Below are 26995 nucleotides of genomic sequence, written 5' to 3'. Positions count from 1 at the left end.
GTGACGATGTTTGCTGGCTTCAAGGTTCTTTCGCTGACCGATCGCGCGGCCGAGCGGATCAAGGCGATCATGGCGGATGCCGACCGGCCGATCGCGGGCCTGCGGGTCGGCGTCCGGAACGGCGGCTGCGCCGGCATGTCCTACACGATGGAATATGCCGAGGCGGCCAAGCCCGGCGAGGACGTGGTCGAGGATCGCGGCGTCCGGGTGTTCGTCGATCCCAAGGCGGTGCTGTTCCTGCTCGGCACCGAGATGGACTTCACCACCAACAAGCTCGCCTCGCAGTTCGTGTTCAACAACCCGAACCAGACCTCGGCCTGCGGCTGCGGCGAATCGGTGGCGATCACGCCGGTCTCGGAAGACCGGATCCCGGCGCGGGTCTGACGCCGCGCGTCAGGCGACGTGCGGGAGCGCCTCGGCGGCGTCGTCCACGATGCGGTTCCGGCCGGCGCGCTTGGCCGCGAACATGCACAGATCCGCCCGCTCCAGGAGCGAGGCCGGGCTGTCGCTGGCGTGCAGCACCGCGACGCCGAGCGAGACCGTGACCTTGCCGAGCGACTCGCCGGTCGAGCGCTTGACCAGCTCCCGCCCCATCACGCTGGCCCGGATCGTCTCGGCCATCTGCCGGGCCAGAGTGCGGTCGGCGCCGGGCAGCACGATGCCGAATTCCTCGCCGCCGAACCGGGCGAGCAGCGCCTGCTTGCCGGCATTCTCGCGCATGACGATGGCCACCAGCCGCAGGACCTGATCGCCCGTGAGATGGCCGTAGAGGTCGTTGAAGCGCTTGAAGAAATCGATGTCGAGGACGATCAGGCTCATCGGGGTGGCCCCGAGCCGGGCGGCCTCCAGGGAGGCCTGCAGCATCTCCTCGAAATGCTTGCGGTTCGCCAGCCCGGTCAGCGCGTCGGTGAGGCTCTCCAGCCGGCTCGCCTCCAGCTTCTCGCGCAGGGTCTCGATCTCGCTGCGGGTCTCGCGCATCCGCGCCTCAAGGACCCGGTTGTTCACCACGACCTCGCGGGTGGTGGAGACCAGGGTCGAGACGATCTCGCCGAGTCGCGCCCGGGTCGGCAGGCCCTCCTGCGCCAGATCCTGCGCCAACGCGCGCAGGGCCTCGCCGTACTGCGCGGTCGAGCCGAGCGACAGGTCGAGGATCTCGGTCACCGCGGCGATCTCGTCGAGCATGCCGCGGCTGACGTCGCCGGTCGCGCTCGCGAGCAGCCGGCCGTCGAGATAGGTCTCGTGGAGGTCGTCGATATCGGCGTCCGTGAGGCTGCCGTTCTGCGTGGTCAGACGCTTGACCGAGTCGCCCAGCAGCGGCAGCTCGCCCGACACGTAGGCGTACCACACCGCGTAGGCGCGGGGCGTCGCCGAGGGACCGTAATCGCGGATCAGATCGTGGGCCCGCTTCGCCAGGGCGAAGCTGCGATCGCGATCCGAATGGGTCTCCTGGCTCATCTGTAACCCACGGTCCGGGGCCGCCGGTGGATTACTAAATACGGCCCAAAACCAGTCTAGTGCGTGTTCGTAGCCAGAACGTTAAGCCCGACGTTACTTCTCTTTCTTTGCCAAGACTGGTCGAAGCAAGAAGGCCGGAACATGTGAGCCGAGACCGATCGGCGTATCGCCGTCGGGCTCGTTGCGGCGGCCGCGCTCCTCACGCACCCGCTCCTCGCGCACGGGCTCGGGACGCGAGGCCGGACGGCCCTCCGCCCGCGCGCCGGCGGAACCGCCACGGGACCGCTGACGGCCCCCAGCCTCCCCGGAACCGCGCCCGCTGGACCGGCTTTCGGACCGCGCCTCGGACGATCGGGTCTCGGTCGACCGAGCCTCGGGCCTGCCTTCGGACGACGCCTTGCCGTCCGCAGCCTTGCCGTCCGCAGCCCTGCCCTCGACCGACCGGCCTTCGGACGCACGCTTCTCGGATGCGCGCCCCTCGGACTTGCCCGCGCGGCGCCCGCCGCGTCCCTCGCCCGACCGGCCACGATGGCGCGTGCCGGTATCGGCGGACGCGTCATCGGAGACCGTGGACAGGTCGCCGTCCAGCCAGGGAATCGGCTGCCCGATCAGCGCCTCGATGGCGCCGAGCGAGCGATCGTCCCCGGGCGCGACCAGGGTGTAGGCGGCGCCGCTCCGACCCGCCCGGCCGGTGCGGCCGATCCGGTGGACGTAATCCTCCGGGTGATGCGGGATGTCGAAGTTGAAGACGTGGCTCACCGCCGGGATGTCGAGGCCGCGCGCCGCCACGTCGCTGGCGACCAGCAGGGCGGTCTCACCGGCGCGGAAGGCATCGAGCGCCGTGGTGCGCGCCCGCTGGTCCATGTCGCCGTGAAGCGCCGCGGCGTCGAAGCCGTGACTGACGAGCGACTTCTGGAGCAGAGCCACGTCGCGCTTGCGGTTGCAGAAGATGATCGCGTTGTTGAGTTCGGCTTCGCCGCGGATCAGGCTGCGCAGGCGCTCGCGCTTGGCATGCCCCTCGGACCCGACCGCGACCAGCCGCTGCGTGATGGTCGACGCCGTGGAGGCCGGCCGCGCGACCTCGATCCGCTGCGGGTTGTGCAGGAACATGTCGGCCAGCCGCTCGATCTCCGGCGGCATGGTGGCCGAGAAGAACAACGTCTGCCGGGTGAACGGCACCATCTTCACGATGCGCTCGATATCGGGGATGAACCCCATGTCGAGCATGCGGTCGGCCTCGTCGATCACCAGCAACTCGACCCCGGTGAGCAGCAGCTTGCCGCGCTCGAAATGGTCGAGGAGCCGGCCCGGCGTCGCGATCAGCACGTCGGTGCCGCGGGTGAGCTTGGCGTCCTGGTCCGCGAAGGACACGCCGCCGATGATCAGCGCGACATTGAGCTTGTGGTTGGTGCCGTAGCGGTCGAAATTCTCGACCACCTGCGCCGCCAGCTCGCGGGTCGGCTCGAGGATCAGTGTGCGGGGCATCCGGGCGCGCGCGCGGCCATTCTCCAGCAGCGTCAGCATCGGCAGCGTGAACGCCGCGGTCTTGCCGGTGCCGGTCTGGGCGATGCCGAGGACGTCCCGGCGTGCCAGCACATGGGGGATGGCCTGGGCCTGGATCGGCGTCGGCTCGGTGTAACCCGCCGTCTCGACGGCGTTCAGGACTTTCTCGCTCAGTCCCAGGTCGGAAAAAGGCATCTGCGTTCAGGAACCGTTGCGCGCCCGGCCGGCGCGATGGACACCGTCGCGGCAACGGCTCGGGAGGGCTCTCATAAGGCGCACGTACGCTCCCGTGGCCGCGGGGCGCATGGGCCTGTCAGTTAGGGGCTTGGCGCGGCTTGTCAATCTCGCAATGCGCGCAGCCGGGTCCCACGCACAGAGATCAGGGGTGCTGGCGGTCCAGGGCGGGCAAGAGGCAAGGATCGAGACGCGTCGCCCGCGCGGCGCCCGACGGCGTCACCGACCCGGTCGTCTCCGGATCGACCGGGAGCGCCCGGCCGCCCAAGGCGAACTGGGCCGGAGCCGGATCGGTCCGGCTCAGCCGGGAGAGTTGTTGAGTCGCGAGGATGGCGAGCAGCCCGACAACGGCCGAGATGCGCAAAGCCCAACCCAGCGATCCCGCGGGCCGGTCCGGCGCCCGCGCGACCCGATCCGTCGATGCGGTCATATCCATCGCGACCGGGGGCCGGCGGGTCCCGAACGTTTTCTGGGTCCGCTCGGCGGGCGGGAGCATGGCCAATCCTCTCGGCCGGCCGAGGAGCCGGCGACGGGCGATACAGCTCCTTAAAGGGAACGCAGTTAACCACCGGCTTACGCGAGCCGCGATTCGGATGCCCGAAGCGAACCACACTATAACCCCGCCGCCGGCGCCCGATCACGGGATCGCGATCAATGCCGATGCCGAATCGGCCAGTTCCCACGGCCGCGCGACAAAGGGGCCCGAATAATCTTCAGTCTTTATCAGAGTGACGTTGCAGCTTCTGATACACAGTTCGGCGCGCAGGACGGGAATGTGTGCGCGTAACCTTCACCTTTCGTTGACGAGATCGGGCTAGTCTCGACGAGCTTGTTGCAGGAAAGCGACAGACCCGCCGATCCAGAGCGCCTAGAAGGCAGCCGGCTCAAGCCAACCCCAGGACCTATGGCACCATGAAAAACGTTCTTCTTGCATCGACCGTTCTCGCCGGCATGACTGTCGCCGCGTCTGCGGCTGACCTGCCGCGTCGCGCTGCGCCGCCGCCGGTGTTCACGCCGGTGCCGGTGTTCACCTGGACCGGTTTCTACGTCGGCGTGAACGCCGGCTACGGCTTCGACGCCAGCAGCCGCAACACCACCAACTACGCCCTCCCGGCCGGCTCGCTGATCAATTCGCCGACCACCAACGCCATCGTCAGCGTCAACAACCGCAGCAACAACGACGGCTTCACCGGCGGCGCGCAGATCGGCTACAACTACCAGTTCACGCCGGGCTCCGGCATCGTGGTCGGTATCGAGGCTGACGCCCAGTACGTCGACTTCGCCCGCCGCGCCAACGGTACCCTGAACTACGGCGTCACGGGCAACCCGGGTGGCGCTTTCGGGTCCCGCGCCTTCGTCGCCACCAGCGGCAACGGCCTCGACTACTTCGGCACCGTGCGCGGCCGCCTCGGCTACGCCTTCGACCGGACCCTCGTGTACGCCACCGGCGGTTACGCCTATGGCTCGGGCCAGGACGACCAGAACTTCGCTGGCAACCGCTTCCGCGACAGCTTCCGCTCCGGCTACGCCGTCGGCGGCGGTCTCGAGTACGCCCTGCCCACCGATTCGTTCCTGAACTTCTTCAAGTCCTCGGCCGTGACCCTGAAGGTCGAAGGCCTGTACGTGAACCTCGACCGCCAGAAGAACACCGCCGGCGGTGTGTACTACAGCAACATCCTTGCCCCGAACGGCACCGCCTACCTCAACGGCGCCGCCGCGAACACCGAGTTCGCCGTCGTCCGCGCCGGCCTGAACTACAAGTTCGGCTCGTACTAAGACCGAACGGCGGCGCCAGCCCCGCTGGCGCCGCCCCGCTGAAGGGCCCGGCCGCAAGGTCGGGCCCTTTGCCGTTCCGGGGGCCCGGTGCGACAGGAGCGACGGGAACAGCCGCCGGCGCGGAGGCTTTTCACCGACGGCGCGCGGATGGCTCGGCTGCGCCGGAGCGATCCCCGATGCACAAGACCTTTCTCCTCCCGCTGGCGCTTCTTGCCTTGGGCGGGCTTCCGGCCCGGGCCCAGGACGCCAGCGTGATCGGCAACAAGACGGTGCTGCCCGGCACCGGCCCCGGCACGTCGACCGGTGGCGGTGACGGCGGCCGGTTGATGGCCGCAGCCAGCGCCGAGGCTGCAACCAAACGGCAGGGCCTGAAGCCGGCCTCCTTCATGGCCTCCAAGATGATCGGCGTCGTGGTGCGCAACCCGGCCGGCGACAATGTCGGCACGATCGACGACCTGCTGATCGCCGATGGCGGCGCCCTGAAAGCCGTGGTGCTGGATGTCGGGGGTGTCCTGGGCCTTGGCAGCAAGCGCATCGCCGTGGAGCCCGATGCCCTGGTGCTGCGGCCGGGCGGGGACCGCTTCTCCGCCGTGCTCAACATGAGCAAGGATACGGTGGCGGCCGCCCACCCCTTCGATCCGGCCAAGGCGATGGCGGCAGATTAGCTTGACCAGCACCGGACTGGATGCGGTTGCGATCCAGGCGCGCCGCTTCAAAGTCAGTCCACGATTCCCTCGCCGTCATTGCGAGCGTCGCGAAGCAACCCAGTGCGGCGCTACGTTTTTCCAGGTCGCGCTGCCCTAGGTCGCTTCGCTGCGCTCGCAATGACGGAGTGCAGCACCGTGGGCGCTCCGTCGCTTTAGATATCCAGATCGACCCCGTCGGCGAAGGCGGCGCGCTCGCTGATGAAGGCGAAGCGGGCCTCCGGCTTGTTGCCCATCAGGCGCTCCACCGTGTCGCCGGTCGATTCCCGGGCCTCGTCGAGAATCGCGACCCGCAGGAGCGTGCGCTTCTTCGGGTCCATGGTGGTTTCCTTGAGCTGGGCCGGCATCATCTCGCCCAGGCCCTTGAAGCGTCCGATCTCGACCTTGCCGCCCTTGAACACCGTCTTGGTGATCCGCTCCCGGTCGGCGTCGTCCCGGGCATAGGCCACCTTGGAGCCCTGCTGCAGCCGGTAGAGCGGGGGGATCGCCAGGTAGAGGTGGCCGCGGTCGATCAGCTTCGGCATCTGCCGGTAGAAGAACGTGATCAGCAGCGACGCAATATGGGCGCCGTCGACGTCGGCGTCCGTCATGATGATCACCTTGTCGTAGCGCAGATCCGTCTCGCGGAAGGCCGAGCCGGTGCCGCAGCCGAGCGCCAGCGTCAGGTCGGAGATCAGCTGGTTGGCGCCGAGCTTGTCCCGGGAGGCCGAGGCGACGTTGAGGATCTTGCCGCGCAGCGGCAGGATTGCCTGGGTGGTCCGGTCGCGGGCCTGCTTGGCCGAGCCGCCGGCGGAATCGCCCTCGACGATGAAGATCTCCGAGCCGGCGGTGCCGGCGGCCGAGCAATCCGCCAGCTTGCCGGGCAGGCGCAGCTTGCGGGTCGCGCTCTTGCGGGCGACCTCCTTCTCCTGGCGCCGGCGCAGCCGCTCCTCGGCCCGGTCGATCACCCAGTCGAGCAGCTTGTTGGCCTGCGCCGGGGAGCCGGCGAGCCAATGGTCGAAGGCGTCGCGCACCGCCGTCTCGACGATGCGCTGGGCCTCCACGGTGGCGAGCTTGTCCTTGGTCTGGCCCTGGAATTCCGGCTCGCGGATGAACACCGAGAGCATGGACGCGCAGGTCGCCATGACGTCGTCGGTGGTCACCGCGGTCATGCGCTTGGCCTGGTTCACGCGCTCGGCGTGCTCGCGCAGGCCCCGCAGCAGCGCGACCCTTAAGCCCGCCTCGTGGGTGCCGCCCTCGGGCGTCGGGATGGTGTTGCAGTAGGAATGCGAGAAGCCGTCCTCGGCGACCATCCAGGCCACCGCCCATTCGAGCGAGCCGTGGGAGCCGGGCTTGGTCACCTTCCCGGTGAACATCGCCTCGGTCACCAGATCCTTGCCCTCGATGTCCCGGGCCAGGTAGTCGCGCAGCCCGTCCGGGAACCGGTGCACCGCCTCGGCCGGCACGCCCTCGAGGCCTTCGAGCAGGGCCGGGGCGCAGCGCCAGCGGATCTCGACGCCGCCGAACAGGTAGGCCTTCGAGCGCGCCATCTTGAACAGGCGGCGCGGGTCGAACTTCAGCGAGCCGAAGATCTCGGCATCGGGATGGAACCGCACCCGGGTGCCACGCCGGTTCTGCACCCGGCCGACAAGTTCCAGCGCCCCCTGAGCATGGCCGCGCGAGAACGTCTGGCGGTAGAGGGTCTGGTTGCGGGCGACCTCGACCTCGAGGAGGTCGGACAGGGCGTTGACCACCGAGATGCCGACGCCGTGCAGGCCGCCGGAGGTCTCGTAGACCTTCGAGTCGAATTTTCCGCCCGCGTGCAGCGTCGTCATGATGACTTCGAGCGCCGACTTGCCGGGGAATTTCGGGTGCGGATCCACCGGGATGCCGCGGCCGTTGTCGGTGATCACGAGGGAGCCGGATTCCTCCAGCTCGACCTCGATGAAGCTGGCATGGCCGGCCACCGCCTCGTCCATGGAATTGTCGATCACCTCGGCGAAGAGGTGATGCAGCGCCCGTTCGTCGGTGCCGCCGATATACATGCCGGGCCGGCGCCGGACCGGCTCAAGCCCCTCCAGCACCTCGATGTCGGAGGCGGTGTAGCCGGCCTCGGGCTCGGCCGCCGCGATGGTCGGGACCGAAGCCGATTCCACGAGCCGCCGCCGCGGCTCCGCCGGACGCGCGGCAGGCGGCTTCGCGCCGGGGCCGAACAGCTCGCGTGCCGGATCGCTCACGCGCGGCCTCCGCGAACGCGGCACGCTGGCCGGCTCGGTATCATGCGGACGGGTGTCGGCCGGACCGGCCTGGGAGCGTGCAGCATGCGCCTTCATCCCCGCATCATAGCGGAACAAAACAGAAACATCCAGGGCGTTCGGTGCGTCGCCGAACCGCCGTATCATCGCATGCTGCGCCGCCGCGAGCGAGGGGCGGCGCCAGTTCGGCGCGATGGAGCCGTCATCGCGACGTTGCACAATCGTGGGTTAAGGCTTTCTCAGCTGTCGCCCGGATCGGAACCGCGCGGCCCCGGCCGCGTTTAATCGGGAAAGAGCTTGACCGTGGTCCGGGAGCCGCCGTCGATGAGCAACGCCGCGATCGAGGCCCGCCGCCTCACCCTGATCCGTTTCGAGCACGCCGCCGGCACGGCGTTCGGATGCGTCGAGGAGACGGTGTCCGTGCCGCCCGCCCGCTTTCTCGTGAACGGCCTGACCATCGCGCTGGCGACCGTCGCCACCGCCCTGGCGGCGACCATCACCTATCTGGCATAACGCGAAGACAGCGCGCCAATTCTTCGCCGGGATCGGGCGCGGCCGTCAGCCAGCGCCCGATTTCTTCGCCGGACTCTTCTTGGCCGCCGGCTTCTTCGCAGGGGCCTTCTTCGCCGCCGGCTTCTTGTCGGCCGCCGCGGCCCGCGCCGGCGCCTTCCGGGCCGAGCTCCGCTTGGCCGGCTTACCCCCGCCCGACGCCCGCTTGGCGTTCACCAGCGCGATCGCCTCGTCGAGGGTCAGGGCCTCGGAATTCATCGTCTTCGGCAACGTCGCATTGACCTCGCCATCGGTGACGTAGGGGCCATACTTGCCGGCCTTGACCACGAGGTCCCGCCCGCTCGTCTCGTCCTTGCCGAGCGGCCGCCCCGGATCGGCGGCAGCCCGGCCGCGGCCGCCGCCCTGTTCCTTGGCGACGATCAGGTCGATGGCCCGGTTGGCACCGACCTCCAGCACGTCGTCGTCCTTGCCGAGATTGGCGTAGGTCTTTCCGTGCTGCACGTAGGGCCCGAACCGGCCGAGATTGGCCAGGATCGGCTCGCCGGTCTCGGGGTGGCGTGCCACCTCGCGCGGCAGCGACAGCAGGGCGAGCGCCTTGTCCAGATCGACCGAAGACGGCGAGAGCCCCTTCGGCAGCGAGGAGCGCTTCGGCTTCGTCGCGTCCTTCTCCGTGGAGGCCTCGCCGAGCTGGACGAAGGGCCCGAACCGCCCGTCGCGGATCGTCACCGGCATCCCGGTGACCGGATCGTTGCCCAAAACCCGGACGCCAGGCTGGCCGCCCTCGGCCGAGGAGCCGTCCCCATCGCCATCGACCCCGGAGGCCGAGAGCTGCCGGGTGTACTTGCACTCCGGGTAGTTCGAGCAGCCGATGAAGGCGCCGAACTTGCCGAGCTTCAGCGAGAGCTGGCCGGTGCCGCAGACCGTGCAGGTGCGCGGGTTCGAGCCGTCGCCCTTGTCGGGGAAGATGTGCGGACCGAGCAGGCCGTTGAGCGCCTCGAGCACGTCGGTGACGCGCAGCTCCTTGGTCTCGCCGATCGCCGCGGAAAAGTCCTTCCAGAAATCGCGCAGCACCGCCCGCCAGTCGATCTCGGCGTTGGAGACCCGGTCGAGCTGGCCTTCGAGGTCGGCGGTGAAATCGTACTCGACGTAGCGCCGGAAGAAGCTCTCCAGGAAGCCGGTGACGAGGCGCCCCTTGTCCTCCGGCTGCAGCCGCTTCTTCTCGATCTTCACGTACTCCCGATCCCGAAGGGTCTGGAGTACGGCCGCATAGGTCGAGGGCCGGCCGATGCCGAGCTCCTCCATGCGCTTGACCAGGCTCGCCTCGGAATAGCGCGGCGGCGGCTCGGTGAAGTGCTGGGTCGAGGTGATGCGCTCGCGGGTGAGGGGATCGCCGGCCTTCATCGGGGGAAGGCGGCTGCCCTCCTCGTCCTCCTCGTCGTCCTTGCCCTCCTGGTACAGGGCCAGGAAGCCGTCGAACTTCACGACCTGGCCGGTGGCGCGCAGGCCGATCCGGCGCGGGCCGACGCTCGCCGTGACGTCCACGGTGGTGCGCTCCAGCTCGGCCGACTCCATCTGGCTGGCCATGGTACGGGTCCAGATCAGGTCGTAGAGCTTGGCCTGCTCCGGCTCGAGATGGCGCGCCACCATCTTGGGCAGGCGGCTCATGTCGGTCGGGCGCACGGCCTCGTGGGCCTCCTGCGCGTTCTTGGCCTTGACGCTGTACTTGCGCGGCACGTCCGGGACGTAGCGGTCGCCGAACTCCTTTCCAATGACCTTCCGGGTGTCCTGGATCGCCTCCGGCGCCATGTCGACGCCGTCGGTCCGCATGTAGGTGATGATGCCGACCGTCTCGCCGCCGACATCGACGCCCTCGTAGAGGCGCTGCGCGACCCGCATGGTCTGCGCCGGCGCCATCCCGAGTTTTCGCGATGCTTCCTGCTGCAACGTGGAGGTGGTGAAGGGCGGCTGCGGATGGCGCTTGGCGGGCTTGGCCTCGACGCTCGCCACTTGGAAGGTCGCGAGTTCGAGGTCGCGCTTGAACGCGGCCGCCGCGTCGCCGGTGCCGACATCGAGGCGCTGGATCCGCTTGCCGTCGGCGCCGACCAGACGGGCCTCGAAGGTCGCGCCGTCCGTGGTGGTCAGCGTCGCGACGAGCGACCAGTACTCGCGCGGCTTGAAGCTCTCGATCTCCATCTCGCGCTCGACCACGAGCCGCAAAGCCACCGACTGCACCCGGCCGGCCGAGCGGGCGCCGGGGAGCTTGCGCCACAGCACCGGCGAGAGGTTGAAGCCGACGAGGTAATCCAGCGCCCGGCGCGCCAGGTAGGCGTCGACCAGGGCCTGATCGATCTCGCGCGGCTTGCGCATCGCCGCCTCGACCGAGGCCTTGGTGATGGCGTTGAACGTGACGCGCTCGACCGGGATGCCCTTGAGCGCCTTGCGGGCGTTCAGCGCCTCCAGGACGTGCCAGGAGATCGCCTCACCCTCGCGATCCGGGTCGGTCGCCAGGATCAGCTTGTCCGCGCCCTTGCAGGCCTTGGCGATCTCGCTGACCCGGCTGGCGCCGCGGTCCGCGAGTTCCCAGACCATGTGGAAATCCTGCTCGGGATCGACCGAGCCGTCCTTGGCCGGCAGGTCGCGGATGTGCCCGAAGGAGGCGATCACCTCATAGTCGCGGCCAAGATACTTATTGATCGTCTTGGCTTTGGCCGGCGACTCGACGACGACGACTTTCATTCAGACCTCTGCCCCTCGACGGAGCCTGGGCGCGACGGACGAATTCTGTTCGAAATTCGCGTGGGACGAGTGCCCGCCGTCGGGCCGGGGCCGCGCGCCGGGGACAAGTGGGTTACGAGGGGCGGGTTGTCAAATGGCGACGGTCGCCGAACGGCCTGCCGGGCGCTGTCGTCTGCGGCGCGCGAATCCGACAGGATTGCGGATCGAAGGCGATTATCGACGACTCGGCTGGCTTGCCTCGCGCCGTCACTGCGAGCGCAGCGAAGCAAGCGAGGGAAGCGCAACACACGGGGATCGCGCGCCACACCGGGTTGCTTCGCAGCGCTCGCAATGACGGTGGAGCGTCCTCGCCCGGTTCAGATCCCCGCGTACCACTCGTAGCCGCGATCTTCCCAATAGCCGCCGCCGCCCTGGCCGAAGCCCGCCAGCGACTCCACCAGCTCGACCCGCATCACGTATTTGGCCTGCTTGTAGCCGAGCTGGCGCTCAACCCGCAGGCGGAGGGGCGCGCCGTTCGAGACCGGCAGCGGCTTGCCGTTGAGGTCGTAGGCCAGGATCGTCTGCGGGTTGAAGGCGTCGAACAGGTCGATGCTCTCGTAGTAACGGATCGGCGTGCGCTTATCCTCGGGCGCGTCCGGCTCCGGCGCGCCCTGGCCCCAATCGTCCTTGGGCGCGTCAGTCGCGGTCGACGCGCCGCCCCAATCCTCGGCGGCGGCGAGTTGGATGGTGCCGTCGCGGACATGGCCCGGATGCTCCGGGCGCCACAGCGAGGCGCCGTCACCGCCCTCGAGACCGCCGCCGGCATATTCCAACGTGTCGGCGCAGTGGAACACGGCGTAGCGCGCCTGCGGCTTGAGACCGGCCCGGTTCAACAGTTCGGCGAGCGGCACCCCGGACCATTGACCGATGCAACTCCAGCCCTCGACGCAATCGTGGCGGGTCACCTGCGTACGACCCGGCAGACCACGCAGATCCGCGAGGCTGAGCGACAGCGGCGTCTGCACCAACCCGTCGATCGTCAATTTGAAATCCGCGAATTTTTTCGCCGCCAGGGCGCGAAACTCACGGTCCGGCGGGTCGATGGTTCCGTTCGGCTTGAACCAGGGCGAGATCATCGCAGCCGGGAATTCCCGGGCCAGCGTGGTGGGCGACATGAGCAGGCGCTGGACATACAGATTCGCATCCTCGCCGACCTTGAGGGTACGACGGCCGGTCTCCGTCCCGGCAAAGCGATCGCAGCCACCGAGCAGGGCGGTTCCGGCCAAGCCGGCGCCGACGGTGAGCAACTTGCGGCGGTGCAATGTCATCGCGCGGTCTCCTTCTCGGGACGGCCGAGGCTGAACCAGCCGGTGAGCATGCCGCGCATGTTGTTGGCCAGGCCGGAGACCAGCACGAGCACCACGTGGACGACCACGAAGAGCACCAGCAGCCCGGCGGCGATGAAATGAATGGTGCGCGCCGATTGCCGCCCGCCGAACAGGTCCGGCAGCCAGTGCCAGGCCGCATCGACCCCGGGGGACATGGCGAGCCCGGCCAGCACCATCGCGGGCAGCAGCCCCAGCACGACGACGAAATAGGTGAGCTTCTGAATGACGTTGTAGCGCTTGGCCTCCTCGCCTTCCGGGAAGCGCAGCAAGAGGTGCTCTTTCACCGAGCCGCCGAAGTCGCGGATCTGATCACCGTCCGGGATCAGGCGGCGCCGGAGCTGGCCGCTGAACAGCCCGTAGAGCAGATAGACCGCACCGTTGATCACCAGAAACCACGCGAACAGGAAATGCCAACGTCGTCCCGTCGTGAGGTCCTGATCCGCCGGGAGGGTCGCCCAGGACGGGAAGGCGCGGTCTACGGCGGTGCCGCCCTCTCGGGACAGGCCGAGCACCCCCGTCGTGTCGAAGCTGTGCGAGCCGATCGTCACGACGCCGCGATTCGTACCGTCGCGGCCCTGCTCGCTCGTGATCGCCAAAGCGGGATCGTCGAAGGTCGAGACCGCCCCCCAGTACAGGGCCGGGTGGGCATTGAAGATCTGCAGCCCGCTCATCAGCAGCACCAGAAGCACCACGGCATTGATCCAGTGGGCCAGCCGGATCACCACGGGGTGGCGGTAGAACCAGCGGCGCCCCGAGGCGTCGACGGTCTCCGGAGCTTCGAGCGCAGGGGCGGCGGCCAAGCTGTCAGTACTCAAGCGTGCGTCTCGCGAGGATGGCGGCGGGCGGAAGTCGCCGGATCTGGCTGATACGTGGAGCGGACGCGCAAGTTACCAACCGATGAAAAAAGGCCGCAGGGGCAGCCGCGCCTTGCCGGAACGGCGCGCCGGACCTACACCCCGGTCTCATCATGACGACCCCCGCGCCCCCGGCCTTCCCGCACCGGCACCTCCTCGGCATCGAGGGGCTGACCCGGCCCGACATTGAGGGGCTGCTCGACGCGGCCGATGCCGCCGTCGACATTTCCCGGCAGGTCGAGAAGAAGCGCACGACGCTTCGGGGCCGCACCCAGATCAACCTGTTCTTCGAGCCCTCGACCCGGACGCAATCCTCCTTCGAGCTGGCCGGCAAACGGCTCGGCGCCGACGTGATGAACATGTCGGTGGCCTCGTCCTCGGTGAAGAAGGGCGAGACCCTGATCGACACCGCGGCGACGCTGAACGCCATGCGGCCGGACATCATCGTCGTGCGCCACGAATCGGCAGGCGCCGTGCACCTCTTGGCCCGCAAGGTCGATTGCGCCGTGGTCAATGCTGGCGACGGCGCCCACGAGCACCCGACCCAAGCGCTCCTCGATGCGCTGACCATCCGCCGCAACAAGGGCCGGATCGAGGGGCTTCAGGTCGCGATCTGCGGCGACGTCCTGCATTCGCGGGTGGCGCGGTCGAACATCATTCTGCTGCAGGCCATGGGCGCGCGGGTGCGCCTGATCGCCCCCTCGACCCTGTTGCCCGCCGGGATCGCCCGCTTCGGGGTCGAGACCTTCACGGATATGCGCAAGGGCCTGGACGGTTGCGACATCGTGATGATGCTGCGCCTCCAGCGTGAGCGCATGAACGGCTCGTTCGTGCCCTCCGTGAAGGAGTATTTCCGCTATTTCGGCCTCGACGGCGAGAAGCTGGCACTGGCCAAGCCCGATGCCCTGGTGATGCATCCGGGCCCGATGAACCGCGGTGTCGAGATCTCCTCGGAGATCGCAGACGGCGCGCAATCGCTGATCCGCGAGCAGGTCGAGATGGGGGTGGCGGTGCGTATGGCCGTGCTGGAAGCGCTGGCACGGCACCTGCCGAACGGCTGAAACCGCGACCAGAAGCGATCGAAATCAAGCATAAGTCGGACAAAGCCGGGCCGCTTTCTCACCTGCGGCTTGCCCGCGGGGCGGCCGTAGCGCAGTTTCCTGCCGAATACGGCCTCGGCCGAACCATCAAGGCCGATCTCACATGCAGACCGCTTCATGACCGCCTACACGCTCGCCGATCTCGCCAAGCTCGTCGCGAGCCGCGCCGGGACCGATCCGGAGACCTCCTACACGGCCAAGCTCCTGTCCGAGGGACCCGCCAAGGCGGCCAAGAAGCTCGGCGAGGAGGCCGTGGAGGCGGCCATCGCGGCCGTACAGGGCGACAAGACCGGCCTGCGGAACGAGGCCGCGGACGTGCTCTACCACCTCATGGTGCTGCTCCGGGCCGGGGGCGTCGAGCTCGATGCCGTCATGGCGGAGCTGGAGCGTCGCACCGCGCAGAGTGGGCTCGCCGAGAAGGCCGCGAGGCGCCCCGCGTGAACGCAGCCGCGCTGCCGGGCTCGGTCGAGGCGATCCTCGATGAATCGGACCGGCTCTCGCCCTATCGTCGCTTCAGCCGCGAGGAATGGGCCCAGCTGCGCGCCGACACGCCGCTGACGCTGAAGGCCGAGGATATCGAGCGGCTGCAATCGATCAACGACCCGATCTCGGTCGAGGAGGTGGTGGCGATCTACCTGCCGCTGTCGCGGCTGCTCTCGCTCTACGTCGCGGCGACACAGGGCCTGTTCAAGGCGACGCAGCGCTTCCTGCTGGCCGAGCGCGAGACCAAGGCCCCCTACATCATCGGGCTGGCCGGCTCGGTGGCGGTGGGCAAGTCGACCACCGCCCGCATCCTGGCCGCGCTGCTGGCCCGCTGGCCCAACACCCCGAAGGTCGACCTCGTCACCACGGACGGGTTCCTCCTGCCCAATGCCGAATTGGCCGAGCACGGCCTGATGGAGCGCAAGGGCTTTCCCGAGAGCTACGATACCGCCGCGCTGCTGCGCTTCCTCCACGACGTCAAGGCCGGCCACAAGCGCGTAACCGCGCCGCTCTACTCGCACCTGGTCTACGACCGGGTGCCCGGGGAGGAGCGGGTGGTGGAGAGCCCCGACATCCTGATCGTCGAGGGCCTGAACGTGCTCCAGCCCGCCCGCCTGCCGCGGGACGGAACCGCGATCCCGTTCGTCTCCGACTTCTTCGACTTCTCGATCTATCTCGACGGCCACGAGGACGACCTGCATCGCTGGTACGTCACCCGGTTCATGCGCCTGCGCCAGACCGCCTTCCGCGACCCCCGCTCCTACTTCCGCAAATACGCCGAGGTGCCGGAGCCCGAGGCGCTCGACATCGCCGACCGGCTCTGGACGACCATCAACCTGCCGAACCTGCGCGAAAACATCCTGCCGACCCGACAGCGGGCGAGCCTGATCCTGACCAAGGGCGCGAGCCACCGGATCGAGAGCGTGGCTTTGCGGCGGCTTTAGTCCATCACACGAAGTCGAACTCCGCCTCCGCCAGGTACGGCCCGCCACCGGTCGATTCCTTGGCCGAGAACAGCGTCACCCGGTCGGCGGTGAAGGCCAGCGGCGCAAAGGCCGGAGCTTGCGAGAGGTACATCGCCACCGCCTCCGGGCTGGCCTCGCGCTTCAGCCGGGCCAGGGTGACGTGCGGGGTGAACTTTCTGCGCTCCGGCTCGACGCCGGCGCGCCTCACCAACCGCTCCTGCTCCGCCTGGAGGTCGATCAGCTCCGGGCTCGGCACCACCGAGGCGTAGAGCGCCCGCGGCCGGTCGCCGCCGAAGATGCCGAGCCCGTCGAGCGTCACCGGGAAGGCGGCGCGCACCCGCATCTCGGCCATCGCCTCCAGCACGTCCTCAGCCATGGACATCGCGACATCGCCGAGGAACCGCAGCGTGACGTGGTAATCGCCGGGCTCGATCCAGCGCGCGCCCGGCAGGCCGCCCCGGTAGAGCCGCAGCGCCTCCGCGACCTCGGGTGGCACGGCGAGCCCGGTGAACAGTCGCGGCATCAGCGCGACGCCCCCTCCCGGAGGCCCCCTAGAAACGTCTCGACGGTGGGGAGAATCCGGGTCGCGATGGTCTCCACGCCCTGCCGGTTCGGGTGCAGCCCGTCGTCGAGGTGCTGGGCCCGGTCGCCGATGATCCCGTCGAGGAAGAACGGGTAGAGGATCAGGTCGTAGCGCTCGGCGAGGTTCGGGAAGATCGCGTCGAACCGCGCCTTGTAGTCCGGCCCGAGATTGGGCGCGGCCTGCATGCCGGTCAGCAGCACCGGGATCCCCCGGGCCTTGAGCCGCTCGATGATCGCCGCGAGCGCCCCCTCGGTGACCTTCGGGTCGGTGCCGCGCAGCATGTCGTTGGCGCCGAGCTCGAGGATCACCCCGGCGGTCCCGTCCGGCACCGACCAGTCGACCCGGTCGAGCCCGCCCGTGGCGGTATCGCCGGAGACGCCGGCATTGGCCACGGTCACGTCCGCGCCCTTGGCCTTGAGCAGGCGCTCCAGCACGGTCGGGAAGGCGGCGTCCGACGGCAGGCGGTAGCCGGCGGTGAGGCTATCGCCCAGGGCGACCAGCTCGATCGGATCGCCGGGCGCCGCGTGCGTCGCTGTCATGAAAGGGACCATCAGACCCGCTAGCGCTGCGACAAACAGGGCGGCTCGCCGCGCGCGGCGGGCGCCGTCATGGCGCGGCCCCAATGCGCCCCCCATATCGCGGTGCATCAACGGCCCGTGCAGCAAAGTTCGCAGCCAAGTTCGAAGCCAAGTCAGGACCTCGCGCGCCATGCTCGTCATCGCCCACAGATCGTCCGCCCCGTGAGCCACGGCAAGGTGCTGCGCGAGCCGGCGATCGCGTTGTCCGACATCGATCTCAGCCTCGGCCGCGGCGCCGCCCGGGTCCACGTCCTGCGCGGCATCTCGCTCAGCGTCGATCGCGGCGAAGCGGTGGGGCTTGTCGGCCCCTCAGGCTCGGGCAAGTCGACCCTGCTGATGGTGATGGCCGGCCTGGAGCGACCGGATTCCGGCGGCGTCGTGATCGAGGACACCGATCTCGCCCGCCTCGACGAGGACGCGCTCGCCCGCTTCCGGGGCCGGCGCATCGGCATCGTGTTCCAGGCCTTCCACCTCGTGCCGACCATGACGGCGCTCGAGAACGTGGCGCTGCCCCTGGAACTGGCCGACCGGCCCGGCGCGCTGGAGCGGGCCCGCGCAGAGCTGGAGGCGGTCGGCCTCGGCCATCGCCTGCACCATTACCCGGCGCAGCTCTCGGGGGGCGAGCAGCAGCGCGTCGCCATCGCCCGGGCAGTCGCTCCCGATCCGGCGATCCTGGTGGCGGACGAACCCACCGGCAATCTCGACGAGGCCACCGGCCGCCAAATCGTCGACCTGCTGTTCCGGCTCAAGCGCGACCGCGGCGCCACCCTGGTCCTCGTCACCCACGACAACGGCCTCGCCCGCCTGTGCGACCGCACCGTGCGCCTGCGCTCGGGCCGGATCGAGGAGGCGGTGAGCGCCTGATGCACGGCACGGTCTCCCGCCCCGAACCTTCCCCCCGCCGCATCCCGCTCACGTTGCGCCTGGCCGTGCGCGAATTGCGCGCCGGCCTATCCGGCTTCGGGGTATTCCTCGCCTGCATCGCGCTCGGCGTCGCGGCGATCGCCGGGGTGGCATCGATCTCGCGCTCGCTCTCCGACGGCCTCGGCCGCGAGGGGCGGCGGATCCTCGGGGGCGACCTCGCCTACAATCTGATCAACCGCGAGGCGACCGACCCGGAGCGGCAGGCCCTGTCGCGCGAGGGCCGGGTCGACGCGGTGGCGTCCCTGCGCGCCATGGCGGTGGCGGGCAGCGGAGACGCCGCGTTGGTCGAGCTGAAGGCCGTCGATCCCGCGACCTATCCGGCGGCGGGCGATCTCGTCACCGAGCCGCCGGGCCGGCTCGCCGATTTGCTGGCAGCGCGGGACGGGGTGCCGGGCGCCCTGGCGGATCCGGCGCTGCTCACCCGCCTCGACGTGAAGGTCGGCGACCGGATCGCCCTGGCCGGCCATGATGTCGCGACCCGCGGCACGCTGACGTCCGAGCCCGACAAGATCGCCGGCGGCATCGGCTTCGGCCCGCGGCTGATGATCTCGGAGCCGACCCTGCGGGCCACCGGCTTGGTCCAGCCCGGCAGCCTCAATCGCTGGAGCTACCGCATCGTCCTGCCCAAGGACGCCGCCCAGGATTCCGACCTCGACGCCGCGCAGGCGCGGATCCGCGCCGCGACCCCCGAGGCCGGTTGGGAAATCCGGTCGCGCAGCAACGCCGATCCGCGCTTCGCCAAGAGCATCGAGCGCTTCACCCAGTTCCTGACCCTGGTGGGTCTGACCGCGCTGATCGTCGGTGGCGTCGGCGTCGGCAACGCCGTCCACGCCTTCGTGGAGCGCAAGCGGCCCTCGATCGCGACGCTCAAGAGCGTCGGCGCGCCGGGCTCGCAGGTGGTGGTCCTCTACCTCACGCAGGTGATGCTGATCGCCGGCATCGGCACCCTGATCGGGCTCAGCGTCGGGGCGAGCCTGCCGTTCGTGCTGGACGCGCTGTTCGCCGCCGACCTGCCCCTGCCGCTGAACCCGACACTCGCCCCGGGCGAGCTGGCACTCGCCGCCGCCTACGGGCTGCTCACCGCCTTTGCATTCGCGATCACCCCGCTCGGCCGCGCGCACGACGTGCCGGTCTCGGGCCTGTTCCGCGATACCGTCGATCCGGCCCGGGTCAGCCCGCGCTGGCGCTACCGGATCTGGCTCGCCCTCAGCCTCGCGGCCCTCGTCGGCCTGTCGGTCGGCACGGCGTTCGACCGGCGGGTGGCGCTCATCTTCATCGCGGCTGCGGCCATCGCCTTCGCCCTGCTGCACGGGGTGGCACTCGGCCTGATGGCGCTGGCGCGTCGCCTGCCGCATCCGCGCTGGCCGGCGCCCCGGATGGCGCTGGCGAATCTCCACCGGCCGGGGGCGCTGACCCCCGCCATCGTCCTGTCCCTGGGCCTCGGCGTGACGCTGCTGGTCACCCTCAGCCTGATCGACGCCAATGTCCGTCGAACGATCAGCGCGACCCTGCCGGCGAAGGCGCCGAACCTGTTCTTCCTCGATATCCCATCCCGGGACGCCGCCGAGTTCCGGGCGTTCCTGGCGCGCTCGGCGCCCAACGGCAAGATCGAGGACGTGCCGATGATGCGCGGCCGGATCGTCGCCCTGAACGGCGTGCCGGCCAACAAGATCCGCCCCCCGGAGGACGCCGCCTGGGTTCTCGACGGCGACCGCGGCATCACCTACGCCGACATGGTGCCGGAGGGCTCGACCCTCACGGAGGGCGCCTGGTGGAGCCCCGAGCAGGGGGCCAAGCCCCTTGTCTCGTTCGAGGCCGAGCTTGCTCGGCAGCTCGGGCTGAAGGTCGGCGACAGCGTCACCGTCAACGTGCTCGGCCGCGACCTCACGGCGACGATCTTCAACCTGCGCCGGGTCGAATGGCGCAACCTCGGCATCAACTTCGTGATGGTGTTCTCGCCCGGCACCTTCCGGGGCGCGCCGCATTCGGACCTCGCCACCCTGTCGCTCCCGGGCGGCACCGATGCCGGCGCCGAGAACCGCATCCTGCGCGATGTGGCCAAGACGTTCCCGTCTGTGAGCGCCGTGCGGGTCAAGGACGCGCTCGACGCGATCGGCGACCTCGTCGGCCGGCTGGTCCTGGCGATCCGGGGGGCGAGCGCCGTGGCGGTGCTGGCGAGCCTGTTCGTGCTGGCCGGCGCCATCGCGGCGGGTCACCGGGCCCGGCTCTACGATGCCGTCGTTCTCAAGGTGCTCGGCGCCAGCCGTGCCCGGCTGCTCGCCGCCTACGCCATCGAGTACGCGGCTCTGGGATTGGCCACCGCCCTGTTCGGCCTTGCCGCCGGCAGCGTTGCCGGATGGGTGATCGTCGCGAAGGTCATGCACCTCGACTTCCGCCTCGACCTATCGGGGGCGCTGATCGCAGCGAGCGCAGCGGTGGCACTGGCGATCCTGCTCGGTCTGACCGGCACATGGCGCATATTGGGACAGAAGCCGGCACCGTATCTCCGGCAGACCTAGCGCCTGGTCTTCGCAGCTCTGCGATCTGCCGCGGCGGATAGTTAAGACTTCGCGGCCGAGACATCGGACTGGCAGGATCTGGGCAACCACCAGTCGAACGGACGCCCGCGATCGCAAGAATCGCTTTTAATCCCTGACTTGATGGACAAAAATACATCGTCGAGGCCCCGAAAAGCGACGTCGCAACCGTGGCCGGGGACTTGTGTGGGCGGCGACCGCGCAACATATTCCTGTTCGAGGTGCCAGCCTGGCGCCAGAGGTCCTGCGTGGGCCTCGCCCGAACACCACGCTGAGAGAGCCTCCGCAAGGAAACTCCCATGGCATTCGAGAACTCTCCCTTCCGGTACGGCGCCCAGCAGCCGTCCGGGTACGCCGGCACACAGGTCGATGTCGACCAGGGCCTGCGGACCTTCATGCTCGGCGTCTACAACAACATGGTCGTCGGGCTGGGCATTTCCGGCCTCGTCGCCCTCGGCCTGAACATGGCATCTGTCGCGGCCTATCAGGGCACGCGCCCGATCCTGACCCCCTTCGGTCAGACCCTCTATACGAGCCCGCTCAAGTGGGTTCTGATGCTGGCCCCGCTGGCGTTCATCTTCGTCTTCTCGATGCGGATGGACCGGATGTCGGCCTCCTCGGCCCGGACGATGTTCTGGGCCTTCGCGGCGGTGATGGGCGCCTCGATGTCCTCGCTCCTCCTGGTCTTCACCGGGGCGAGCGTGGTGCGGGTGTTCTTCATCACGGCAGCGGCGTTCGGCTCGCTCAGCCTCTACGGCTACACGACCAAGCGTAGCCTGTCGGGCATGGGCTCCTTCCTGATGATGGGCCTGATCGGCATCATCCTCGCGTCGCTGGTGAACATCTTCTTCGCGTCGTCGGCCCTGCAGTTCGCCATCTCGGTGCTCGGCGTGCTGATCTTCGCGGGTCTGACCGCCTACGACACTCAGAAGCTGAAGGAGATGTATCTCTCCAGCAGCTTCGACGGTGAGATGGCGGCCAAGATGTCGGTCAACGGCGCCCTGACCCTCTATCTGGACTTCATCAACATGTTCCAGTTCCTGCTGAGCTTGGTCGGCGACCGCCGCTAAGCCCCTCACGGATTGGGAACGAGCAAGCCCCGGCGGGCAACCGCCGGGGCTTCTTTTTTGGCCTGCGCGTATTGGAGGAGGGCGGCTATCATGCCGCCATGCCCGACGCGATCTCCGGTCTTTCCGCCTTTCCGATCACCCCGAGCGACGCCGACGGCCACGTCGATGCGGCGGGCCTGAATCGGCTGCTGCAACGCCTCGTTGATGCCCGGGTCGATTCCATTGGCTTGCTCGGCAGCACCGGAACCTACGCCTACCTGTCCCGGGACGAGCGACGTCGCACCGTGGAGATCGCCGCCGGAACGGTGGCTGGCCGGGTGCCGATCCTCGTCGGGATCGGGGCGCTCCGCACGGATGAGGCGATCAAGCTCGCCCGGGACGCCCGAGCCGCGGGCGCCGACGCGGGGCTACTCGCGCCGGTCTCGTATACTCCGCCTACGGAGGAGGAGGTGTTCCGGCACTTCGAGGCCGTGGCCGGGGAGGGCGGTCTGCCGCTCGTGATCTACGACAACCCCGCAACCACGCATGTCCGGTTCTCGCCGGCTCTGCTCGGCCGCATCGCATGCCTGCCTGGAGTGGTGGCGGCCAAGTGTCCGGCGCCGGAGCCGTCCGCGGTCGAGGCCGGATATGCGGCCCTGCGAGCGGCCGTTCCGCCGACTGTCGCCGTCGGGTTCAGTGGCGACTGGAACGCAACCGAAGCGCTGATCGCGGGCGGTACGGCCTGGTTCAGCGTGGCCGGCAGTCTATTCCCCAAGACCTGCCTGGCGATCGTGCGTGCCGTCGAGGTCGGCGACGCCGCGAGGGCGCGGGCGCTGAACGCCGAGCTTGCGCCCCTGTGGGATCTGTTCAAGGCGCATTCGAGCCTGCGCGTGGTCTACGCGCTGGCCGACCATCTCGGCCTCTGCCGGGCCGAGCCGCCGCGGCCGATCCTGCCGCTGGCGCCGGAGATCCGTGCGGAGGTCGTTTCAACCGTCCAGCACTTGAACCTGACGTGAGAACCTCAGACCGCCCGGGGCGGCGGCTCCAGCACGGCGAGCACCCGGGCCAGCTCGGTCCCGCGCTTCATCACCAAGCCGCTGGCAGCGATGACCGCATAGGCGCCCTGGCGGCGGGCGAGCTTCGGATCCTTCTCGATCCGGTAGAGCGGCATCTCGGACGCGCGGCGGTAGATCGAGAACACCGCCTTGTCCCGGCGAAAATCCATGGCGTAGTCGCGCCACTCGCCCGCGGCGACCTGCCGGCCGTACAGGTTGAAGATCGTGCGCAGCTCGTCCCGGTTGAAGGCGATCTGCGGGGGTTCCGCACGGGCGGGGAAGGGAATGACATGGCCCACCGCCTCGTCGGGTCTCGACCCCGCGCTCGTCCGCTCCGTCATCGTCGCTCCGTGGCACCCTTGCTTTGCCGGATGATGGCCTCCGCGGCCGCGCCCCGCAAGGGCGACCGCGCTGGGGCCCCGTGTCGCTCGCGACACATCCAAGCGACAAAAAACATGGTTCCGCCCAAATACCGCCTTTTGCGAGCCGCGTTGCGCCGGCACAACAGACGCTGAACCTCGCCGGGTCCTGCCCGGCCGGCGACCGTAACCCAGCTCCCCAGCCTTCGGTCACCGGTCGGGAGTCCAGAATTCGGCACTCCGAGGTTTCGAGACCCAATGACTTCAGGCCGCCCTCCGGGCGGCCTTTTTTGTCTCCCGTTGACCGCGGGATCCGGGTATGGCCAGCCACATCATGGGTCCGCCCACCTTCGACCACGCCTTCATCCAGACCCTCGACACGCTGTTCGCGTGGCGCCGCGACGTGCGCCGCTTCCGGCCGGACGCGGTCGATCCGGACAGCTTGCGCGCCTGCCTGGCCGCGGCCCATAGGGCGCCGTCCGTTGGCAACAGCAGGCCCTGGCGCTTCGTCCGCGTGTCCGATTCGACCCGCCGCTCCGCCATCGCGCACGACTTCGCCCGCTGCAACGAAGCCGCCGCAGAAGGCTACGACGCGGCGCGTGCCGCCCCGGCCAGGGCCCTCAAGCTCGCCGGCCTGACCGAGGCACCGGAGCATCTCGCGGTGTTCTGCGACGACGCCACCGAGACCGGCCTCGGCCTCGGCCGGGCCAGCATGCCGGAGACCCTGGCCTACTCGGTCGTCGGGGCGGTGCAGTGCTTCTGGCTCGCAGCCCGCGCGCGCGGGCTTGGCGTCGGTTGGGTCTCGATCCTGGAACCGGCCAGGGTCACCGGGATCCTGGCCGTGCCGGAGACCTGGCGGCTCGTGGCCTATCTCTGCGTCGGCCATCCGGTGGAGGAGCATCGCGACCCGGAACTGGAGCGCCACGGCTGGCAGGCGGAAGACCCGCGCGGGACAGAGTTGTTCGAGCGCTGAGCGGTCGAAGCGGCGGATTTACGCTACTCCTTTACCCTCCCCAAGACTTCCCGGGATGGGTGGTTCGTCAACCATAGCTTTTCCTGGAACGGCAAGCGCGGCCGTGGATTACTGGCTCGCATACGCTCACGCTTGTCGAGGACCATAGAGATGTCGGGTCGGGTGGCGGCTTTATTCGGGGTGGCCGGCGCGATGCTGGCGGGTTGCTTGGGGGCGGCCCAGGCGCGGGAGGTGGTGCCGTTCGAGAACGGCGTCGCGCCGGGCTCGGTGGTGATCAGCGTGTCCCAGCGCAAGCTCTATCTGGTGAATGGCGACGGCACGGCGATCCGCTATCCCGTGGCCGTGGGCCGGCCCGGCAAGCAGTGGTTCGGCACGGCGTCCATCGACGGCAAGTACGTCGCCCCGGCCTGGTCGCCGCCGGCTGAGGTGAAGCGCGACAACCCGCGGCTGCCGAACCTCATCGCCGGCGGCTCGCCGAGCAACCCGATGGGGGCCGCCGCCATGACCTTAGCCGGCGGCGAATACGCGATCCACGGCACCAACCGCCCGAGCTCGGTCGGCACCTACGCGTCCTATGGCTGCATCCGGATGTTCAACCAGGACGTGGTGGATCTCTACGCCCGGGTCGATGTCGGTACGCAGGTCTACATGACGCGGTAGACCTGCCGATCGGAGCCGTCCTTACCGGGCCGGCGGCGCAGTGGCCTCCACGGCGGTGAAGGTCTCGAGGATCCGATAGGTGTGCTCGGCGCCGGCCGGAACGCAGTAGGAATCGCCCGCCGCGAGCGCGGCGGTCTCACCGCCGACCACCAGTTCGGCCCGGCCGCTGATCACGTAGCCGACGGTCTCGTGCGGCGAGGACGTCATCGGCTTGTCGGCGTTCGGCTCCTCGGCGCGCCACATCCGCATTCCGAGCCGCTCGCCCCGCGCCAGGGCGATCTCGCCGTGCGGCCCCGCGGCCGCGCTGTGGGCCGATACCTTCGTGGTCATCATCGTGTCTCCCTGTCCGTGAGGCAGGGCAACGACGCTTGGACCGCCGCGTTCCGGATCGATCAGAAGTCGACCGCGAGTCCCTTCACCTCCCAGTCGTGGTAGCGCACAGGCTCCAGGCCGCCCCGGCCCATCCGCTCGGGCGCAGCACGGATCGCGGCGGCGCGGGCGTCGATGGCGGCACGGCGTTCGGCCGCCTCGGCCAAAGCCCGCTCCACGGCGGGGCTGAGCTTGTGCGCGGTCGCCGCGCCATCGGGCACATCATGTCCGTTCGGGTCTTGCATCGCGATCGCTCGGGTGTGAGGGCGTTGGCCTGAGGGCAACGGGTTCAGGAGTTAAAGTGGCATCGCGGGACACAGGCCGCAACACGCGGGTCGAGACGGCGACGCGGGCGACCACGCCCGACAGCGCGGGCCTCGGCGCCCGCCGGGCCGCCATGCAGGTGGTGGCCGAGATGATCGGCCAGCAGCGCCCCCCGGCCCTCGATGAGTCCCTCGCGCTGGCGATCCGGGCCGAAGCGCTGAACCCGGCCGACGCCGCCTTGGCCCGGGCCATCGCGGTGGCGACCTTCCGCCGCTACGGCCTGATCCGGGCCGCCCTGGCCGCCCGGCTGGAGCGCGGCCTGCCGGTCGAGAAGCCGCGGCTCACGGCGCTGCTCGCCACCGCCACCGCCCAGATCCTCGACCTCGCGGTCCCGGACCACGCCGCCGTCGATTGCGCCGTCCGGCTCGCCAAGGGTGACAGCCGGACGACCCATCTCGCCGGCCTCGTCAATGCGGTGCTGCGCCGGGTCGCCCGGGAGCGCGACGCGATCCTGGCCGAATCCGCCGACGCCCTCGGCATCAACACGCCGGCTTGGCTGGCAAGCCGCTGGGCCGCCGCCTACGGGCCGGAGCGGGCAGCCGCCATCGCCCAAGCGCATCTTGCGGGGGCGGCGATCGACCTGACCCCGCGCGGGGATGCGGCTGCCTGGGTCGAGCCGCTCGGCGCGGTGCGATTGCCGACCGGTTCCCTGCGCTTGCCGGAGAACGGCCCGGCGATCCCCAACCTGCCGGGCTTCCAGGAGGGCGCCTGGTGGGTGCAGGACGCCGCCGCGGCGATCCCGGCTCGGCTGCTGGCGCCCGAGCCGGGCACCCGCGTCCTCGACCTTTGCGCCGCCCCCGGCGGGAAGACCATGCAGCTCGCCGCCACGGGCGCTCACGTCACCGCCGTCGACCGCTCGGCGCCGCGACTGGAGCGCCTGCGCGAGAACGTCGCCCGGCTCGGCCTCGACGTCACCATCGCGGTGGCCGACGCCCTGGCGCTGGAGGCGCAGGACCACGATGCCGTGCTGCTCGATGCCCCGTGCTCGGCCACCGGCACGATCCGGCGCCACCCGGACGTGGCTTGGACCAAATCGGAGGCCGACATCGCCCGGCTGGCCATCCTTCAGACCAAGCTCCTCGACCACGCGGCCAGGCTGGTCCGTCCGGGCGGCTGGTTGGTCTACTGTACCTGCTCGCTGGAGCCGGAGGAGGGCGAGGCGCAGATCGCGGCCTTCCTGGCCCGCGACACCCGCTACCAGCGCGTGCCGATCCGGCCGGACGAGGTCGGCGGCGCCGCCGAGATGATCGACGGCAACGGCGATCTGCGCACCCTGCCGTGCCATCTGCCCGACATCCCGGGCCCCCGCGGCGGCCTCGACGGCTTCTTCGCGAGCCGGCTCGAACGGGTGGGATGAGGAGGGGTTGCCGATCGCGGCGTGCGCAAAGGACTGGATGGAGGGCTCCCCCGGGGTCTCGACCGTCCTTGCGGGCGAAGCGAAGCAACCTAGGGCTGCGTGCGCTCCCAAAATGTAGCGGATCCCTGGGTCGCTTCGCTGCGCGCGCAGTGACGAGGCCATCCGAGCACACGACCTTACCCTTGACAATGTTCCTATTTTGTGCTCATTAGCCGTCACCTGTCCCTCGGTGCTTCGGGCGCGATCCCGGAGCACGCTTCGGGGGTCCGTCCGGGGGCTGACCGGCGGGCTCGGGGGATGGGGCGG

Annotated in this window: 26 protein-coding genes; 14 read left to right on the top strand and 12 right to left on the bottom strand. The window is 69.6% G+C overall.

Translation table 11 applies throughout. The features are described 5' to 3' along the window. Positions 1-6 precede the first annotated feature (6 nt). A complete protein-coding gene (locus AO398_RS10440) occupies positions 7-384 on the top strand; it encodes an iron-sulfur cluster assembly accessory protein (RefSeq protein WP_058191986.1) in 378 nt (125 codons plus the stop codon). A gap of 9 nt (positions 385-393) precedes the next feature. Here AO398_RS10440 and AO398_RS10435 read toward each other — a convergent pair whose 3' ends face one another. The 3 genes from AO398_RS10435 to AO398_RS10425 form a co-directional block, all read right to left on the bottom strand. After that, the gene (locus AO398_RS10435) at positions 394-1455 is read right to left on the bottom strand and encodes a GGDEF domain-containing protein (RefSeq protein ID WP_058191985.1); all 1062 of its coding nucleotides are present in this window, start codon (positions 1453-1455) and stop codon (positions 394-396) included. Between the two features lie 93 nt (positions 1456-1548). Beyond that, the gene (locus AO398_RS10430; RefSeq protein WP_058191984.1) at positions 1549-3153 is read right to left on the bottom strand and encodes a DEAD/DEAH box helicase; all 1605 of its coding nucleotides are present in this window, start codon (positions 3151-3153) and stop codon (positions 1549-1551) included. A gap of 184 nt (positions 3154-3337) precedes the next feature. Next, on the bottom strand, positions 3338-3688 hold the full coding sequence (locus AO398_RS10425; protein ID WP_058191983.1) for a hypothetical protein: 351 nt from the start codon (positions 3686-3688) through the stop codon (positions 3338-3340). A gap of 416 nt (positions 3689-4104) precedes the next feature. On the opposite strand from AO398_RS10425, the gene AO398_RS10420 reads away from it, so the two are divergent. Together AO398_RS10420 and AO398_RS10415 are read left to right on the top strand one after the other, a co-directional pair. Further along, positions 4105-4968: a porin family protein gene (locus tag AO398_RS10420; protein WP_058191982.1), complete on the top strand. Its 864-nt coding sequence runs from the start codon at positions 4105-4107 to the stop codon at positions 4966-4968. 176 nt (positions 4969-5144) lie between these two features. Continuing rightward, a complete protein-coding gene (locus AO398_RS10415; RefSeq protein ID WP_058191981.1) occupies positions 5145-5633 on the top strand; it encodes a PRC-barrel domain-containing protein in 489 nt (162 codons plus the stop codon). A 194-nt stretch (positions 5634-5827) separates the two neighbouring features. Here AO398_RS10415 and parE read toward each other — a convergent pair whose 3' ends face one another. Then, a complete protein-coding gene (gene parE, locus AO398_RS10410) occupies positions 5828-7888 on the bottom strand; it encodes a DNA topoisomerase IV subunit B (protein ID WP_058192033.1) in 2061 nt (686 codons plus the stop codon). 342 nt (positions 7889-8230) lie between these two features. Here parE and AO398_RS10405 point away from each other — a divergent pair, with 342 nt between their 5' ends. Beyond that, the gene (locus tag AO398_RS10405) at positions 8231-8419 is read left to right on the top strand and encodes a hypothetical protein (protein WP_058192032.1); all 189 of its coding nucleotides are present in this window, start codon (positions 8231-8233) and stop codon (positions 8417-8419) included. Positions 8420-8464: 45 nt separating this feature from the next. Here the strand turns inward: AO398_RS10405 and topA are convergent, their stop codons facing one another. From topA to AO398_RS10390, 3 genes are all read right to left on the bottom strand, one after another. Further along, complete coding sequence (topA, locus tag AO398_RS10400) at positions 8465-11152, bottom strand: type I DNA topoisomerase (protein ID WP_058191980.1); 2688 nt, start codon at positions 11150-11152, stop codon at positions 8465-8467. Positions 11153-11508: 356 nt separating this feature from the next. Next, entirely contained in the window at positions 11509-12459 is a 951-nt protein-coding gene (locus AO398_RS10395; RefSeq protein ID WP_058191979.1) for a molybdopterin-dependent oxidoreductase, read from the bottom strand. Beyond that, positions 12456-13319 (bottom strand): cytochrome b/b6 domain-containing protein, encoded by an 864-nt coding sequence (locus tag AO398_RS10390; RefSeq protein ID WP_058191978.1) that lies wholly within the window; start codon positions 13317-13319, stop codon positions 12456-12458. The genes AO398_RS10395 and AO398_RS10390 overlap by 4 nt, the downstream gene beginning before the upstream one ends. 167 nt (positions 13320-13486) lie before the next feature. Here AO398_RS10390 and AO398_RS10385 point away from each other — a divergent pair, with 167 nt between their 5' ends. The 3 genes from AO398_RS10385 to coaA all read left to right on the top strand — a co-directional run bounded on the left by AO398_RS10385 (position 13487) and on the right by coaA (position 15900). Continuing rightward, positions 13487-14434, top strand: a complete 948-nt coding sequence (locus AO398_RS10385) for an aspartate carbamoyltransferase catalytic subunit (protein ID WP_058191977.1) — start codon at positions 13487-13489, stop codon at positions 14432-14434. A gap of 156 nt (positions 14435-14590) precedes the next feature. Continuing rightward, positions 14591-14914 (top strand): phosphoribosyl-ATP diphosphatase, encoded by a 324-nt coding sequence (locus tag AO398_RS10380; RefSeq protein ID WP_058191976.1) that lies wholly within the window; start codon positions 14591-14593, stop codon positions 14912-14914. Continuing rightward, a complete protein-coding gene (gene coaA, locus AO398_RS10375) occupies positions 14911-15900 on the top strand; it encodes a type I pantothenate kinase (protein WP_058191975.1) in 990 nt (329 codons plus the stop codon). The genes AO398_RS10380 and coaA overlap by 4 nt, the downstream gene beginning before the upstream one ends. 4 nt (positions 15901-15904) lie before the next feature. Here coaA and thpR read toward each other — a convergent pair whose 3' ends face one another. Together thpR and AO398_RS10365 are read right to left on the bottom strand one after the other, a co-directional pair. Further along, a complete protein-coding gene (gene thpR, locus AO398_RS10370; RefSeq protein ID WP_058191974.1) occupies positions 15905-16444 on the bottom strand; it encodes an RNA 2',3'-cyclic phosphodiesterase in 540 nt (179 codons plus the stop codon). Next, positions 16444-17043 (bottom strand): arylesterase, encoded by a 600-nt coding sequence (locus AO398_RS10365; RefSeq protein ID WP_058192031.1) that lies wholly within the window; start codon positions 17041-17043, stop codon positions 16444-16446. Before AO398_RS10365 ends, thpR begins: the two co-directional genes overlap by 1 nt. Positions 17044-17262: 219 nt before the next feature. Between AO398_RS10365 and AO398_RS10360 the strand changes: the two genes are divergently transcribed. From AO398_RS10360 to AO398_RS10345, 4 genes are all read left to right on the top strand, one after another. Further along, a complete protein-coding gene (locus AO398_RS10360) occupies positions 17263-17946 on the top strand; it encodes an ABC transporter ATP-binding protein (protein WP_092040657.1) in 684 nt (227 codons plus the stop codon). Continuing rightward, positions 17946-20525: an FtsX-like permease family protein gene (locus tag AO398_RS10355; protein ID WP_058191973.1), complete on the top strand. Its 2580-nt coding sequence runs from the start codon at positions 17946-17948 to the stop codon at positions 20523-20525. The genes AO398_RS10360 and AO398_RS10355 overlap by 1 nt, the downstream gene beginning before the upstream one ends. Before the next feature lie 317 nt (positions 20526-20842). Beyond that, positions 20843-21613 carry a Bax inhibitor-1/YccA family protein gene (locus tag AO398_RS10350; protein WP_058191972.1) on the top strand — a complete coding sequence of 257 codons (771 nt, stop codon included), beginning with the start codon at positions 20843-20845 and terminating at the stop codon, positions 21611-21613. 98 nt (positions 21614-21711) lie between these two features. Next, entirely contained in the window at positions 21712-22608 is an 897-nt protein-coding gene (locus AO398_RS10345) for a dihydrodipicolinate synthase family protein (RefSeq protein ID WP_058191971.1), read from the top strand. A 5-nt stretch (positions 22609-22613) separates the two neighbouring features. Here AO398_RS10345 and AO398_RS10340 read toward each other — a convergent pair whose 3' ends face one another. Beyond that, entirely contained in the window at positions 22614-22988 is a 375-nt protein-coding gene (locus AO398_RS10340; protein WP_058191970.1) for a DUF2794 domain-containing protein, read from the bottom strand. A gap of 337 nt (positions 22989-23325) precedes the next feature. Between AO398_RS10340 and bluB the strand changes: the two genes are divergently transcribed. Both bluB and AO398_RS10330 read left to right on the top strand, forming a co-directional pair. Then, positions 23326-23979 (top strand): 5,6-dimethylbenzimidazole synthase, encoded by a 654-nt coding sequence (bluB, locus tag AO398_RS10335; RefSeq protein WP_244498723.1) that lies wholly within the window; start codon positions 23326-23328, stop codon positions 23977-23979. A 150-nt stretch (positions 23980-24129) separates the two neighbouring features. Further along, positions 24130-24639 carry a L,D-transpeptidase gene (locus AO398_RS10330; RefSeq protein WP_058191969.1) on the top strand — a complete coding sequence of 170 codons (510 nt, stop codon included), beginning with the start codon at positions 24130-24132 and terminating at the stop codon, positions 24637-24639. 21 nt (positions 24640-24660) lie between these two features. On the opposite strand, the gene AO398_RS10325 is transcribed toward AO398_RS10330, so the two are convergent. Together AO398_RS10325 and AO398_RS10320 are read right to left on the bottom strand one after the other, a co-directional pair. Then, entirely contained in the window at positions 24661-24969 is a 309-nt protein-coding gene (locus AO398_RS10325; RefSeq protein ID WP_058192028.1) for a cupin domain-containing protein, read from the bottom strand. Between the two features lie 62 nt (positions 24970-25031). Beyond that, entirely contained in the window at positions 25032-25253 is a 222-nt protein-coding gene (locus AO398_RS10320; protein WP_058191968.1) for a DUF1674 domain-containing protein, read from the bottom strand. Between the two features lie 56 nt (positions 25254-25309). On the opposite strand from AO398_RS10320, the gene AO398_RS10315 reads away from it, so the two are divergent. After that, entirely contained in the window at positions 25310-26689 is a 1380-nt protein-coding gene (locus tag AO398_RS10315; protein WP_201025740.1) for an RsmB/NOP family class I SAM-dependent RNA methyltransferase, read from the top strand. The last annotated feature ends 306 nt before the right edge of the window (positions 26690-26995 follow it).

The sequence above is a fragment of the Methylobacterium sp. GXS13 genome, from assembly GCF_001455965.1.
Lineage (GTDB): Bacteria > Pseudomonadota > Alphaproteobacteria > Rhizobiales > Beijerinckiaceae > Methylobacterium.
This window is presented reverse-complemented; position numbering and strand designations above follow the sequence as displayed.